Source organism: Pseudomonas sp. GW821-FHT09E04 (assembly GCF_059416185.1).
The window spans coordinates 218,697-233,543 of record NZ_JBWKOR010000003.1; the positions used below are offsets into that span (position 1 = coordinate 218,697).

At 63.9% G+C, this 14,847-nt stretch carries 2 protein-coding genes (1 of these 2 cut by a window edge); both read right to left on the bottom strand.

Going from position 1 to position 14,847, the window contains the following annotated elements:
* A protein-coding gene (locus tag AC07N4_RS12135) for an amino acid adenylation domain-containing protein (protein WP_493066152.1) crosses the window boundary here: on the bottom strand, nucleotides 1–8,201 show its 5' portion. It extends 8,068 nt beyond the left edge of the window; only the first 8,201 of its 16,269 coding nucleotides appear in the window; the start codon lies at nucleotides 8,199–8,201; its stop codon lies beyond the left edge, outside the window.
* Nucleotides 8,202–8,386: 185 nt separating this feature from the next.
* On the bottom strand, nucleotides 8,387–14,797 hold the full coding sequence (locus AC07N4_RS12140; protein ID WP_493066151.1) for an amino acid adenylation domain-containing protein: 6,411 nt from the start codon (nucleotides 14,795–14,797) through the stop codon (nucleotides 8,387–8,389).
* Between the last annotated feature and the right edge of the window lie 50 nt (nucleotides 14,798–14,847).

The following is a 14,847-nucleotide window of genomic DNA, read 5'->3' on the forward strand; positions in this document are numbered from 1 at the left end:
TTGGCGCGCTGATTGAGCTGACCGTAGGTCAGCTGTTGCGCACCTTGAATCACCGCGAGGGCCTGCGGATTGCGCTCGGCCTGAACCTCGACCATTGCGTGAATCGTTGCGCCACGGGGATAGGCCGTGACCGGTGGATTGAAGCCGTCGACCAGACGTTCCAGTTCCACGGTCGAAAGGATCGGCAAACGGTTCAGCGGCTTTTGCGGCGTCTGTTCCAGTGCCTGCACCAGTTGCTCCAGTGCGGTGTGCATGTAACTGCAAATCCGTTGCGCGCCGATCTGGCTGACCGCCAGAACCGACAAGGCAAACCCTTCGCCCAGATCGTCCACGCTCAGGGTCAACGGGTAGTTGGTGCGTTCTTCACCGCCAAGTTTCTGCACACCTTCCCAGATACCCTGCCCGTGCTGCGACTGTTGCGCGGGGGCACTGTGACGGTAGTTGAACAAGGCACTGAACAACGGCGACGACGCCGCGACACCACTGCAACGCTGGGCCAGGGCCAGCGAGGCGTGTTCATGCCCGAGCAGCGCAGTCAGTCGTGCGTGGGTCGCCTTGACCCCGTCGCGCGCGCCAGCGCCGACATCGATGCGCAGCGGCAAGGTGTTGATGAACACCCCCAGCGCCCGGTCGGCACCATCGCCCCCCTGCATCCGCCCCATCATCACCGTGCCGAACACCACATCACGCCGGTTCGACAGCACGCCCAGCACTTGCGCCCAGGCCAGATGCATCAGGCTGGCGACACTCACGCCCAGCTGTCGCGCCTGTTCACGCAGGCGCCCGTTGAGTTCGGCAGCCACCGGTTGCAGCGCTTCCTCGACGCCGTGACCGTCGCCCTGCACATCCCGCAGTCCTAGCGGCAGCGTCGGCTCGTCAATGTCACCGAGCATCTCGCGGAAGAACGTTTCATGCTCCTGTTCGCCGAGCCCCAGGCGTGCCTGGGCGACGTAGTTGCGATAGGGGATCGGCGCCGAAAGATGGTCGATCTCACCGAACATCACATCGCGCATTTCTTCGACGATCACTTCCAGCGCGGTGTGATCGAGGATCAGGTGATGGGACAGCAGGATCGCCACCACGCGCTGCTGTTTCGGATCCTCGGCATACACCATGCGCAGCAGCGGTGCCTGGCTGATGTCGAGGCGGTAGTGACGGGCATCGAAGCGCTCGTGCAACTGTTCGAGAATGTCGCCCTGCGCCGGGTCCAGCGTTACCTGTTGCACCACCAGTTCGGCGTGGCGCCACACCACCTGATGAGGAATCGCCAGGCCTTCGTGGACAACGCTGGTACGCAGGATGTCGTGGCGGGCGACGACCTGCTGCAAGGTGTCGGTGAAGGTGCGCAGACGCTCGAGACTGTCGAAGGCCAGCCGCGATTGCAGCAGGTACGGGTCGCCCTGCTCAGCACTCAAGTGGTGATAAAGGATGCCTTCCTGCAACGGCGCCAGCGGGTAGATTTCCTGCACATTGGCAGCACCGCCCGGTACGGTGGCGACGATCCGGTCGATGCTGGCCTGATCCAGTTCGGTCAGGCTCAGCAAGTCCGGGGTGATGTGGGTGCAATCAGCAGGAATGCGATTGGCCGGCACTTCGATTTCGCGACCGCTGCCCACCGCCGCAGCCAGTGCAGCCAGAGTGGGTTGGCTGAAGAGCACGCGCACGTCGGTGCTCAGGCCGATCCGGCGCAGGCGTTCGATCAGGCTCACCGCCAGCAACGAATGGCCGCCCAGTTCGAAGAAGTTGTCGTGGCGACCGACCTTTTCCAGCTTCAGGACATCGGCCCAGATCTGCGCCAACGCGGTTTCCACCGGGCCTTGCGGGGCTTCGTATGCCTGGCTGAGCCAGGCGCTCTGATCCGGCAGCGGCAAGGCTTTGCGGTCGACCTTGCCGTTGTTGTTCAGCGGCAACGCGTCGAGCTGCACCCAGGCCGAGGGCACCATGTATTCCGGCAGGCGCGCTTGCAATTGTTCGCGCAGGCTGGCGCTGTCGATGCCCTCTTCGGCGGTGAAATACGCCACCAGACGCAACGGCTCCTGACCGTCCTGACGGGCCAGCACGATGGCCTCTTTAACCCCTTCGCAGTTCAGCAGGCGGTTTTCGATTTCCCCCAGTTCGATGCGGAAACCACGGATTTTCACCTGATCGTCGTTACGACCGATGCACTCCAGTTGCCCCGGCGCGAGCCAGCGTGCGAGGTCGCCGGTGCGGTACAGCAACGCGCCCGGTTGATCGCCGAACGGGTCTTGCAGGAATTTCTCGGCGGTCAGGTCCGGGCGATTGAGGTAACCCAGCGCCACGCCTTGCCCGCCGATGTACAACTCGCCGGTCACGCCCATCGGCACGGGTTGCTGACGAGCATCGAGTACATAGACTTGAGTGTTGGAGATCGGGCCGCCAATTGGCACGCTGTCGGCATCTTCTGCCACTTCGCGCACTTCAAACGTCGTGGCATAGGTGGTGGTTTCGGTCGGGCCGTAGCAGTGAACGATGCGCAGATCCGGCGCCTCGGCCAGCAAGCGGCGGAAGGCGGCCGGGTCGGCGCGTTCGCCACCGCAGAGCACGATGCGCAGCCCCTTCAGCGCCTCGGGAATCAGCTGCACATACTGGTTGAACAGCGCGGTGGTGACGAACAGGATCGTGGCGCCCGAAGTCGCCAATTCCTGTCCGAATGCGTGCGGATCAAGCAAGGTCACGTGATCAATGACCACCACTCGCCCGCCGTTGAGCAGCGGCCCCCAGACGTCCATGGTGCTGGCGTCGAACGCCGGGTTGGAGGCGAATGCCACGCGATCCCGCGGGTTGAAATCGGCATAACCGTTGTTGATCACCAGTCGACCGATCGCCCGGTGCGGCACCATCACACCCTTCGGCGTGCCGGTGGAACCGGAGGTGTACATGATGTAGGCCAAGGATTCGGAAGACTGCGACAGATCCGGGTTGTAGACCGGTTGCGCGCCTAGATCCAGCGCATCCAGATCGATCCGGCGCACTGCGTAATCAATCGTTTCAGTGCTGAAGGTCAGCAGCGATTTCGCCCCGCAGTCCTCAACCATAAACGCCTGACGCTCGGCCGGGGCGTTGATGTCCAGCGGCACATAAGCCGCCGCGCATTTGCCGATGGCCAGTTGCGCGACCAACAACTCCAGCGAACGCGGCAGCAGGATCGCCACATGGTCGCCTGGCTGTACGCCCTGCCCGATCAAGTGATGGGCCAGTCGGTTGGCCCGTTGATTCAGCCCTTCATAAGTCAAAGCGGTGTGTCCATGCACCGCCGCCACGGCTTGCGGATGCAATTTCACTTGCTGCTCGAACAGACCATGAACCGTCGAACCCGACGGGTAATCCCGCTGGGTGGCATTGAAACCGACCAGCAACTCCCGACGCTCATCCGGCGGCAGAATCGACAACTGATCGACACCCAGTTGCGGCGTCTGCTCCAGCGCCTGCACCAGACTGTCGAAGGCAATATTGATGTACTCGCAAATTCGCGCGCCATCGATGCCCGGCACCGCTTGCACACTCAGACGCAAACCTTCGCCAAGGTCATCGACGCTGACTACCAGCGGATAGTTGCTGCGCTCGCGGGAGCTGAGCAATTCAATGCCGTCCAGAGTCAAGCCGGCAGCCTGCGGTGCGCTGTGGCGATAGTTGAGCAACGTGCCGAACAGCGGCAACGCCCCCGAAACCCCGCTGCAACGCTGGGCCAGCGCCAGTGACGCTTGTTCATGCGCGAGCAACTGCGCCAGCCGTTCATGGGTGGCGAGCACGCTGTCGCGTACCGCCGTGGCGGTCACGCTGACGCGCAGCGGCAAGGTGTTGATGAACAGTCCCAACGCCCGGTCGGCGCCCTCGCCGCCCTGCATCCGGCCCAGCAGTACCGTGCCGAACACCACCTCATCCCGGCCACTAAGCTGCGCCAGGACCTGCGCCCAGGCCTGGTGCGCCAGACTCGCCACGCTGATGCCGAGCCGGCGTGCCTGCTCGCGCAGACGCAAGGCCAGCGCGGTGTCCAGCGTGAGCTGGCTGTCGACCACCGTGCTGCCGTCGCCGTGCACGTCCTGCACGCCGAACGCCAGGGTCGGCTCATCGATGTCGCCGAGCATGTCGCGGAAAAACCCTTCGTGCGCCTCGGCATCCGCGCCAAGCCGTGCCTGTGCCACATAGTTGCGGTACTGCACCGGGGTCGCCAGTTCGGCGGCGTGACCGTGCAGCACGCTGTTCATCTCGCTCACCAGCACTTCCAGCGCGGTGTGATCGAGCATCAGGTGGTGCATCAACAGAATGCCGACCCAGCGTTGTTGCTGCGGATCCTCGGTGTAGGCAAAGCGCATCATCGGTGCGCGGCCCAGATTCAGACGATAGTGACGCGGGTCGAATCGCGCCTGCATTTGTTGCAGCACGTCGCCGTCCTGCGGGTCGGCATCGACTCGTTCAAGCGCCAGCGGCGCCGCCCGCCAGACCACTTGCACCGGCTCTTCGAGACCTTCCCAGACCACGCTTGAACGCAGGATGTCGTGGCGCGCGATCACCACGTTGACGGCGCGCACAAACGCCTTGATCGACTTGATCCCGTCAAACACGAATTGCGCCTGCAACACGTAAGGATCACCGGCAGTCGCGGCCATGTGGTGATACAGAATCCCCGCCTGCAACGGCGCCAGCGCATAGATGTCCTGCACGTTGGCGACGCCACCGGGGACACTTTCCACGATCCGGTCGATGCCGGCCTGATCGAGTGAGGCCAGGGGCAGCATGTCGGGCGTGATGTGTTGGCAGTCAGGGGTGATGCGATTGACCGGTACTTGAACACCGGACGACGCGCCCAGGGTTGCCGCCAATCCCGCCACGGTCGGCCGGCCGAACAGTACCCGCACATCGCAGTTCAATTCCTGCTGGCGCATGCGCTCGACCAGCTTCACGGCCAACAGGGAATGGCCGCCCAGTTCAAAGAAATTGTCATGCCGCCCGACCTGCTCGACGTTCAGCAAGGTCTGCCAGATCTCGGCGATGCGACACTCCACATCACCTACAGGCGCCTCATACCCGCGCAGCAACTGGACGCTCTGATCCGGGGCCGGCAAGGCCTTGCGGTCGAGTTTGCCGTTGGGGCTCAGGGGCATGGCGTCGAGATGGACGAACGCCGTCGGCACCATGTAATCCGGCAACTGCTCCAGCAGATGGTCGCGCAGTTCGCCGATGTCCAGCGGCTCACCGGTGTAGTACGCCACCAGCCGTGGATCGCCGGCCACGTCTTCGCGCACCAGTACTTCGGCGGCGAGTACGGTATCGAGTTGAATCAGCCGTGCCTGGATTTCCCCGAGCTCGATACGCAAGCCGCGAATCTTCACCTGATCGTCGTTGCGACCGAGGTATTCGAGGTTGCCGTCGGCCCGGTAGCGGCAAAGGTCGCCCGTGCGGTAAAGCCGCGCGTTCGGCTGATCGCTGAACGGATCGTCGAGGAAACGCTCGGCGGTGAGCGATGCAAGGTTCAAGTAGCCGCGCGCCACCTGCACGCCACCGATGTACAGCTCACCGGTCACGCCCATCGGCAGCGGTTGCCGTTGTTCATCGAGAATGTACAAACGGGTGTTGCTGACCGGTCGGCCGATGGGCAACAGCGCTTCTGGCACGGGCATCGACGGCTCCAGCGTCCACACCGTGCTGTCGACCGTGGTTTCGGTCGGGCCGTAGACGTTATGCAAGCGAACCTGCGGTAGACGCTCGCGCACCTGGCGGGCCAACGCTGGCGTCAGCTCACCGCCGCCACAGAACACATCCGTGAGGCTGGTGCATTGGCTGACGTCTTCCACGTCGAGGAACTGTTGCAGCAACGCCGGGACGAACTGGATCACGCTGATGCGCTGCTCGCGCACTACTTGCGTCAGATACGCTGGTTCGAAGTGCGCATCGGGACGTGCCAGCACCAGTCGCAGGCCGGCCGTCAGCGGCCAGAACAGCTCCCAGACCGAAGCGTCGAAACTGTAAGGGGTTTTCTGCAACAGGGCGCCGTCCGCCACGGGCGGGCACACCTGCGAACTCCAATGAAGCAGATTGCCCAGGCCACGGTGTTCGACCATCACCCCTTTCGGCGTGCCGGTGGAACCCGAGGTGTAGATCACGTAGGCCAGGTTCGAAGCGTTCAGGCCCGGCACCTGAGGATTGTGATCGGGGTAGTCCTGCCAGTGATCCTGATCGAAATCGAGCAACGGCACGCCGCCCGCCTCGAACATCGCCCGGGTCGCGCCGTGCGCCAGCACCGCCACCGGGGCGCTGTCCTTGAGCATGTAGTTCAAACGTTCCGCCGGGTAGGCCGGATCCAGCGGCACGTAAGCGCCACCGGCCTTGAGAATGCCCAGCAGGCCGATCACCAGTTCAGACCCGCGTTCGACGCAGATCGCCACCGGCGTGTCCGGCCCGACACCCAGCTCACGCAATCGGTGAGCCAGGCGATTGGCCCGCGCATTAAGCTCAAAGTACGTCAGTGACAGCTCATCGGCCTGCAACGCAATGGCTTGCCGCGTGCGCTCGACCTGAGCCTCGAACAGGCCATGAACGGTCTGTTCCAGATCGAACTCGACGCGGCTGTCATTGAAGCCCACCAGCAATTGCTGACGCTCCTGCTCCGGCAAAATCGGCAACTGGTTGATCAGCGTCTCGGGCGACTGTTCCAGAGCGTCCAGCAAGGCGTCGAGTGCGGTTTGCACATAGCCGCAGACGCGTTCGGCGCCAATGCCGGTCGGGGCGATGGCGGACAACCGGAAACCACTGCCCAGATCATCGACGCTCAAGGTCAGCGGGTAGTTGGTCGGTTCCTTGCCACTCAGGACCTGGACGCCGGGGGCCAGTTCGATCACCTCGGCGACATCACCGACAGCACTGTGACGGTAATTGAGCATGGCGCTGAACAACGGTGTCTGCGCGCTCAACGCGCTGCAACGCTGGGCCAATGCCAGCGACGCCTGTTCGTGGGCAAGCAAGGCGCTCAACCGTCGATGCGTGGCGTGCACGCCGTCGTAGACGCTTTGTGCACCGACATCGACCCGCAGCGGCAAGGTGTTGATGAACATGCCCAACGCCTGCTCGCCGCCGTCACCCGCCTCCATCCGCCCCAGCAACACCGTGCCGAACACCACCGAGGTGCGCCCGGACAACTGGCCCAACACCCGCGCCAGCGCCAGGTGCATCAGGCTCGCCACGCTCACGCCGAGTTGCCGCGCTTGCGTGCGCAGTCGCAGGTTCAAATCGTCAGAGAGTCTGAGCTGTGCGTCTTCGAAATCCTGTCCGTCGCCGTGAACATCCTGCAGGCCCCACGGCAATGTCGGTTCGTCGATATCGCCGAGCATCTCGCGGAAGAACGTTTCGTGGGCCTGCTCGTCGAGGGCCATGCGCGCTCGCGCCAGGTGATTGCGAAACGGCACCGCCGGCGCCACGAGCTCAGTCTGCCCTTGCAGCCAGGCCTGGATTTCCCGGCGCACCACGTCCAGTGCAACGTGGTCGATGATCATGTGATGGAACAGCAGCAGCGCGACGATCCGTCCCTGCGCCGGATCCCGTGCATAGACCAAGCGCAGCAGCGGCGCCTGTTGCAGATCGAGGCGCAAGTGACGGGCGTCGTAGCGCGCCTGCAACTGGCTGAACACATCCGTGGAGGTGTCGAGCTGTACCTCTTCGCAGACCAGCGGTGCCTGGCGCCAGACCACTTGCACCGGCTCGTCCAGGCATTCCCAGACAAACGAGGTACGCAGAATGTCGTGACGGTCGATCACCCATTGCAACGCCTGGGCAAATGCGTCGAGGCGCTGGTGATTGTCGAAGGTGAACTGCGCCTGTTGCACATACAGATCACCTTCGCCGGCCGCGAGGTGCAGATACAGCATGCCTTCCTGCAGCGGCGCCAGCGGATAGATGTCCTGCACATTCGCCACGCCACCCGGCACAGTGGCGACGATGCGGTCGATGGCCGGCTGATCCAGTTTCACCAGCGGCAGCATGTCCGGGGTGATGCGCAGCGCCGGGCTCGACCAGTCGCCGCCGTGGCTCGCCACCAGTTCCAGCAATTGCGCCTTGTGCTTGGCGAGGCTGTCCCACAACGCGTCGTCCAGCGCGTCGTCGTTGCCCAGAATGACCAGGTCTTCATCGTCCTGTTGAAGGCGGATCGCATGGGTGGAAATAACAGCCATCAGCTCGCGAAATTGCATGGGGGTAACCTGCTGTAAATTCGGGAAAAAGGAGCGCGCAGCGGCGAATCCGTGCGGCCACGCGCAGCCCGGAAAAGCTAAAACATCGGGGCTTGGGTGTCTGACATGGGAAGCGGGGACAAGACCCGTGACCGATCAGTCATGGCCGCCGATCCGCGGGAACCGCGAATCGGCGCCGATGTCGCTCAGAGCCGGCGTTTGCGATTGAGCGTCGGTATGGTGGTTTGAGGGACTTCCACCTGCGTTGACTGCGCCGAAGTCTGAGCCGCCAGCGCAGCCAGGGTCGGCTGGCTGAACAGCGTCCGGGCATCGACGTGCAGCCCGGCCTGACGCATGCGCGCCACCAGACTGACCGCCAGCAACGAATGCCCGCCGAGTTCGAAGAAGTGGTCGTTGCGACCGACCTGCTCCAGTTGCAGCACCTCGGCCCAGATCTGCGCCAGCCTGATCTCGACCTCCCCTTCGGGCGCCTCGTAACGACGACTGAGCACCGCTTCTGCCCCCGGAGCCGGCAAGGCCTTGCGATCGACTTTGTCGTTGGGGGTCAGGGGCAACGCATCGAGCTTCACGTAAGCGCCCGGCGCCATGTACTCCGGCAAGCGCTCCAGCACATGGGCGCGCAAGGTTTCGATGCTGGGCGCGTCGAAGCCTTCACGCACGGTGAAATACGCCACCAGCCGCTCGTCCCGCACCAGCACCACCGCTTCACGCACCGCTGGATGCTCGATCAGCCGCGCTTCGATTTCCCCCGGTTCCAGACGCAGGCCACGCAGCTTGACCTGGAAGTCGTTGCGCCCAAGGAATTCGAGGTTGCCATCCGCTCGGTAACGCACCAGATCGCCGGTGCGGTACAGGCGATCACCGGCCACGAACGGGCTGTCGATGAAGCGCTCGGCCTGCATGTCCGGCAACCCCAGATACCCCCGCGCGACCCCGACCCCGCCGATGTGCAGGTGACCGCTGACGCCGAATGGCACCGGTTGATCGTGGGCGTCCAGCACATAGAGCCGGGTGTTGCTCAGGGCCTTGCCGATTGGCACTACGGCCTCTGGTACCGATTGATCGGGTTCAAGCGTCCAGCCGGTGCTGTCGACCGTGGTTTCGGTCGGCCCGTAGACGTTATGCAGACGCACCCATGGCAGGCGCTCGCGGACACGCCGGGCCAGTGCGGCGGTCAGTTCGCCGCCACCGTTGAGCACGTCGGTCAGGCTGGTGCACTGGCTGACATCGTCCTGTTCGATGAACTGTTGCAGCAGCGCTGGTACGAACTTGACCACGGTGATCTGTCGTTCACGAATCACCTGGGTCACATACGCCGAATCGCGGTTGCCGTCGGGACGCGCCAGCACCAGCCGCAGGCCGGAACACAGCGGCCAGAAGATCTCCCACACCGAACTGTCGAAGCTGAACGGCGCCTTCTGCAACAGCGCGCCGTGCTCGGTCGGCGGGCTGATCTGCGAGCCCCAGTGCACCATGTTGCAGGCGCTTCGGTGCTCGATCATCACGCCCTTCGGCGTGCCGGTGGAGCCGGAGGTGTAGATCATGTAGGCCAGGTTCGCAGCGCTCAACCCCGGTACGTGCAGGTTATCGGCCGACGCGTCCTGCCAGGTGCAACGGTCGAAATCGATGACCGGCACGCCCGGATCGCCCAGCAGATGGCGAGTGGCTTCGTGCACCAGCACCGCGACCGGCGCGCTGTCTTGCAGCATGTAGTGCAGGCGTTCCAGCGGATAGTCCGGGTCCAGCGGCACATACGCACCGCCGGCCTTGAGAATGCCGAGCAGGCCGATCACCAGGTCCAGGCTGCGCTCGACACAGATCGCCACCCGAGAATCGGGCTGCACGCCGTGCTCGCGCAAATGATGCGCCAGGCGGTTGGCCTGCTCATTCAGTTGGCGATACGTCAACTGTTGATCCCCGGCCTGCAAGGCAATGGCGTCGGGTCTGCGTTGCGCCTGCTGTTCGAACAGCACCTGAAGCGGCTGATCGAGCGGGCAATCGACTTCGCTGGCATTGAACCCGACCAGCAGCTGCTCAAGCTCCGCCGCCGGCAGAATCGGCAAGCGATTCAGCGGTTGTTGTGGTGTCTGCTCCAGGGCATCCACCAGCGTCTGCAACGCAGTCTGCACATAGTCGCCGATGCGCTGGGCGCCGATGCTGATCAGGGTCCGCGTGGTGATCTGCAAGGCACTGCCCAGATCATCGACACTCAAGGTCATCGGGTAGTTGGTGCGTTCTTCGTTCTCCAGGGTCTGGATGCCTTGCCAGGCTTGGTCCGACGCCGCTTCCTGCGCCTCAAGGTCAGTATGTCGATAGTTGAGCAACGCACTGAACAGCGGTGCCGGTGACGCGACCCCGCTGCAACGCTGGGCCAGCGCCAGTGACGCATGTTCGTGCCCGAGCAAGTCGGTCAGTCGGGCGTGGGTGAGCAGCACCGCATCGCGCGCGCCCCGGTCCATGTCCACCCGCAATGGCAAGGTGTTGATGAACACCCCCAGCGCGCGGTCCGCGCCTTCACCGCCCTGCATACGGCCCATAAACACTGTGCCGAACACCACATGTTCCTGCCCCGACGTCGCCGCCAGCACCTGCGCCCAGGCCAGGTGAATCAGGCTGGCCACGCTGACACCCGCCTGCCGCGCCTGAAGGCGCAAGCGCCGGTCCAGTTCAGGCGCAAGCGTTCGCACGGCTTCGTCGATGCCGCGACCGTCGCCCTGCACGTCCTGCAAACCGAAAGGCAGGGTCGGCTCGTCGATGTCGGCGAGCATCTCGCGGAAAAACGCTTCGTGCTCCTGTTCGCTGACGCCCAGTCGTGTCTGCGCCACGTAATTGCGGTACGGCACCGCCGGCGGCAACGGTTCGCCCTGCCCCAACAGGTTGGCGCGCATTTCATGACGCAAGACTTCCAGCGCGATGTGATCCAGCGCCAGGTGGTGGAACAACAGAATCGCGACGATCCGCCCGTGGGCCGGGTCGCGGGCATACATCAGCCGGATCAGCGGCGCCTGACTGACGTCGATGCGATAACGACGGGCATCGAAACGCTCATGCAGTTGCGCAAGGACATCGCCCTCGGCCGGATCGAGGGTGATTTCCTGCACCGGCAGATCGGCTTCGCACCAGACCACCTGCACCGGCGTGGTCAAACCTTCCCAGACCACCGCGGTGCGCAGGATATCGTGCCGCGCCATGACCTGACGCAACGCGGCCGCATAGGCCTCGACCCGCTCGACGCTGTCGAACGCCAGCTGCGATTGCAGCAGGTACGGATCACCCTGCGCGGCGGTGATGTGGTGATAGAGGATGCCTTCCTGCAACGGCGCCAGCGGATAGATGTCCTGCACGTTGGCTGCCCCGCCCGGCACCGTGGCGATGATCCGGTCGAGGGTGGCCTGATCCAGTTCTACCAACGGCAACAGGTCCGGCGTGATTTGCGTGCAGCCCGGCGGAATGCGGTTGGCCGGCACTTCGACCTCTCGGCCAGTGCCCACCGACGCGGCCAGTGCCGCCAAAGTCGGCTGGCCGAACAACACGCGCACATCACTGCTCATGCCGAGCTGACGCATGCGCTCGATCAGGTTGACCGCCAGCAACGAGTGCCCGCCCAGTTCAAAGAAGTGATCGTGACGCCCGACCTTTTCGACTTGCAGCACCTCGGCCCAGATCTGCGCCAGGAGGATTTCGACGTCACCTTGCGGGGCTTCATATTCGCGGCGGATCAACGCCTCAGGTCCCGGTGCCGGCAACGCCTGGCGATCCAGCTTGCCGTTGGCCGTCAGGGGCAGCACCGCCAGGCGCACGTAGGCCGAAGGCAGCATCGCACTCGGCAGACGGGTTTGCAGATGGGCATGCAGTTGCGTGATGTCCAGCGGCTGGCGTTCGGTGAACCAGGCCAGTAACTGCCCGTCGCGCACCTGCACCACCGCATCGCGCACGGATTCATGGCTGCTCAACGCGGCTTCGATTTCGCCGAGTTCGATGCGCACGCCACGGATTTTCACCTGATCGTCGTTGCGGCCCAGGTATTCGATGTTGCCGTCCGGGCGCCAGCGTGCGAGGTCGCCGGTGCGGTACATCCGCGCGTTTGGCTGGTTGCTGAATGGATCGTCGAGAAAGCGTTCGGCGGTCAGCTCCGGACGGTTGAAGTAACCCCGCGCCACCCCGGCGCCACCAACGTACAGCTCACCGGCCACACCAATCGGTACCGGACGCTGTCGTTCATCCAGCAGATAGGTCGTGGCATTGCCCACGGGTTTGCCGATGTGCAGCGTCCGACCCGGTTCGATTCGGCCCGAGGTGGCGACCACGGTGGCCTCGGTCGGGCCGTAGTTGTTGATCACCGCGAACGTCTGCTCGCGATTGAACTGGCGCAAGCGATCACCGCCGATCAGCAGCGTGCGCAAGGTCGGGTGTTCAAGGTGGCGACTGAACGCGTACTCGGCAATCGGCGTTGGCAGGAAGCTCACGTCCAGCGGTTGCGCACGCCACCAGTCGAGCAGCGCATCGATGTCTTCACCCCCGTCGCGGGACGGCGCCAGGTGCAGGGTCGCACCGGCACACAGCGCGGGCCAGACTTCCCAGGCCATGGCGTCGAAACCGAAGCCGGCGAGGCTCGAGGTGTGGCGACCGGTGCACAGATCGAAGGCTGAGCAGTGCCAGTCGACCAGATTTGAAAGCGTGCGATGTTCGACCATCACGCCTTTGGGCTGGCCCGTGGAACCGGAGGTGTAGATCACATAGGCCAGATGCGCGGTGGTCAGGCCCGAGACCTCGGGGTTGAGATCGTTGACCGGCCAGATGCGCGGGTCAATGTCGATCACTGGCACATTCAGCACCGGCAGCCGTTCGCGCAGATCGCGCTGGGTCAAGACGACGACCGGAGCGCTGTCGCGCAATAAATAGCTCAAGCGCTCCGCAGGATGGGCCGGATCAACCGGCACGTAACCGGCGCCGGATTTGAGGATCGCCAGCAGCGCGACCAGCGTGTCCAGCCCTCGGCGGGCAACCAGCGCCACGCGGTCATCGGGCCGTACACCGAGCCCGATCAAGTGATGGGCCAGGGCGTTGGCCTTTCGGTTCAGCTCGGCATAGGTCAGCCGTTGTCCCTGAAACTCTGCGGCCACCGCCTCTGGCCGCGCCGCCGCTTGCGCTTCGATGCGCTGATGGATGGTCAACTCGTTGGGGTAATCCGCGCGCGTGTCATTCCACTGCTGCAACAACGCCGATTCGACTGGCAGGCTCAGATTGAAATCATCCAGCGCCAGGTCAACATTCTCCAGGCCCTGCTCAAGCACCAGCAACAGGCGCCCGGACAGCGCTTCGATCTCATCGGCGCCAAAATAGGCTTCGTTGTAGACCATGTACAAACTGTCTTTGTCGTTGTTGAGGGTGCTGAGCAAATGCACCGCCAGCGGCGTGCCCTCCTCATGGTTCGAGACCTTGATGACCCGCGCCTGAGCCTCGCCGTAGCGGTACTCGTGAACATCCTGCTCGTAGGACACCGTCAGTTCGAACAGTTGGGAGCGATCCTCGCGCAGCAGGCCCAATGCACGATTCATTTCGCTCAGCGGAAAACGCTGATGGCGGAAATCGCGCTTCAGTTCGTCGCGGATCGCCGTGATCAACTGACCGAACGACAACGCCCGGCCAAACCCCATCCGCACTGCGCTGACCTGAGTGAACAGCCCGAGCGTGGACTTGAACCGGGCACCGGAACGGTTGAGCAGCGGCACCCCCACCACCCATTCGTCACGTTGGGCGGTGCGACTGAAATACACGTGCAAGGCTGCCAGCAACACATGGAACGCCGACCCGCCGTATTCGCGGGCCACGTGTTTCATGCGTTCGTGCAGCCGTGCAGGAAAAGCCTGAGAGAAAATCCGGGTCGGGGCCGGGGCACCGGCAAAGCGTTCCTGATATCGGGGCAGCAATAACGGCTCGGGAAGGTTGCGGTACTTGTCCAGCCAGTACGTCCGGTCGTGGGTATAGCGTGCCGACTCGTAATAACGCGCATCGTCATGGATGAAATCAACATAGGACGGTGCCGAGTCCGGCGGCTGTTGCCCAAGCGCCAGCGCGTTATAGATCTCGTCCAGCGACTTGAGCATCTCGCCGAAACCCCAGCCGTCGACAATCAGGTGATGGGCGAGGATCGACAGCCAATGATGATCGGCATCGAGACGGATCAGAAGAAACCGGAACAACGGCCCGCCGTCCAGCGTGAACGGCTGCTCGATGCGTTCCTGAATCAGCCTGCGCGCCGCGGACTGTGGATCGGGCTGCGCGCAAACGTCATGGATCGGCATCGGGGCCGGCAAGGACTGCGCAAAGCGCTGCAGGGGCAAGCCGTGCTGGCCGGCGCCCGGCAACAGAATCGTGCGCATGGCGTCGTGCCGGGCCACGAGACCTTCCAGAGCCGCTTGCATCAGCGCCGGATCCAGTGGGCCGGTCAGCTCGACGTAGCCGCCGATGTTGTACAGCGGTGAATCCCCCTGACGCAGTTGATCGAGCCAGATGTCGCTCTGGGCGGCAGTCAGCGGGAAGGCCTCGGAAATCGCGGACAGACCGTCCGCCGCATCGGCAGCAAATTGGTTCATAAGATCCGTCTCATGTGATTTGGCGCGTATTCAAGCATCGGCCCCGAAAC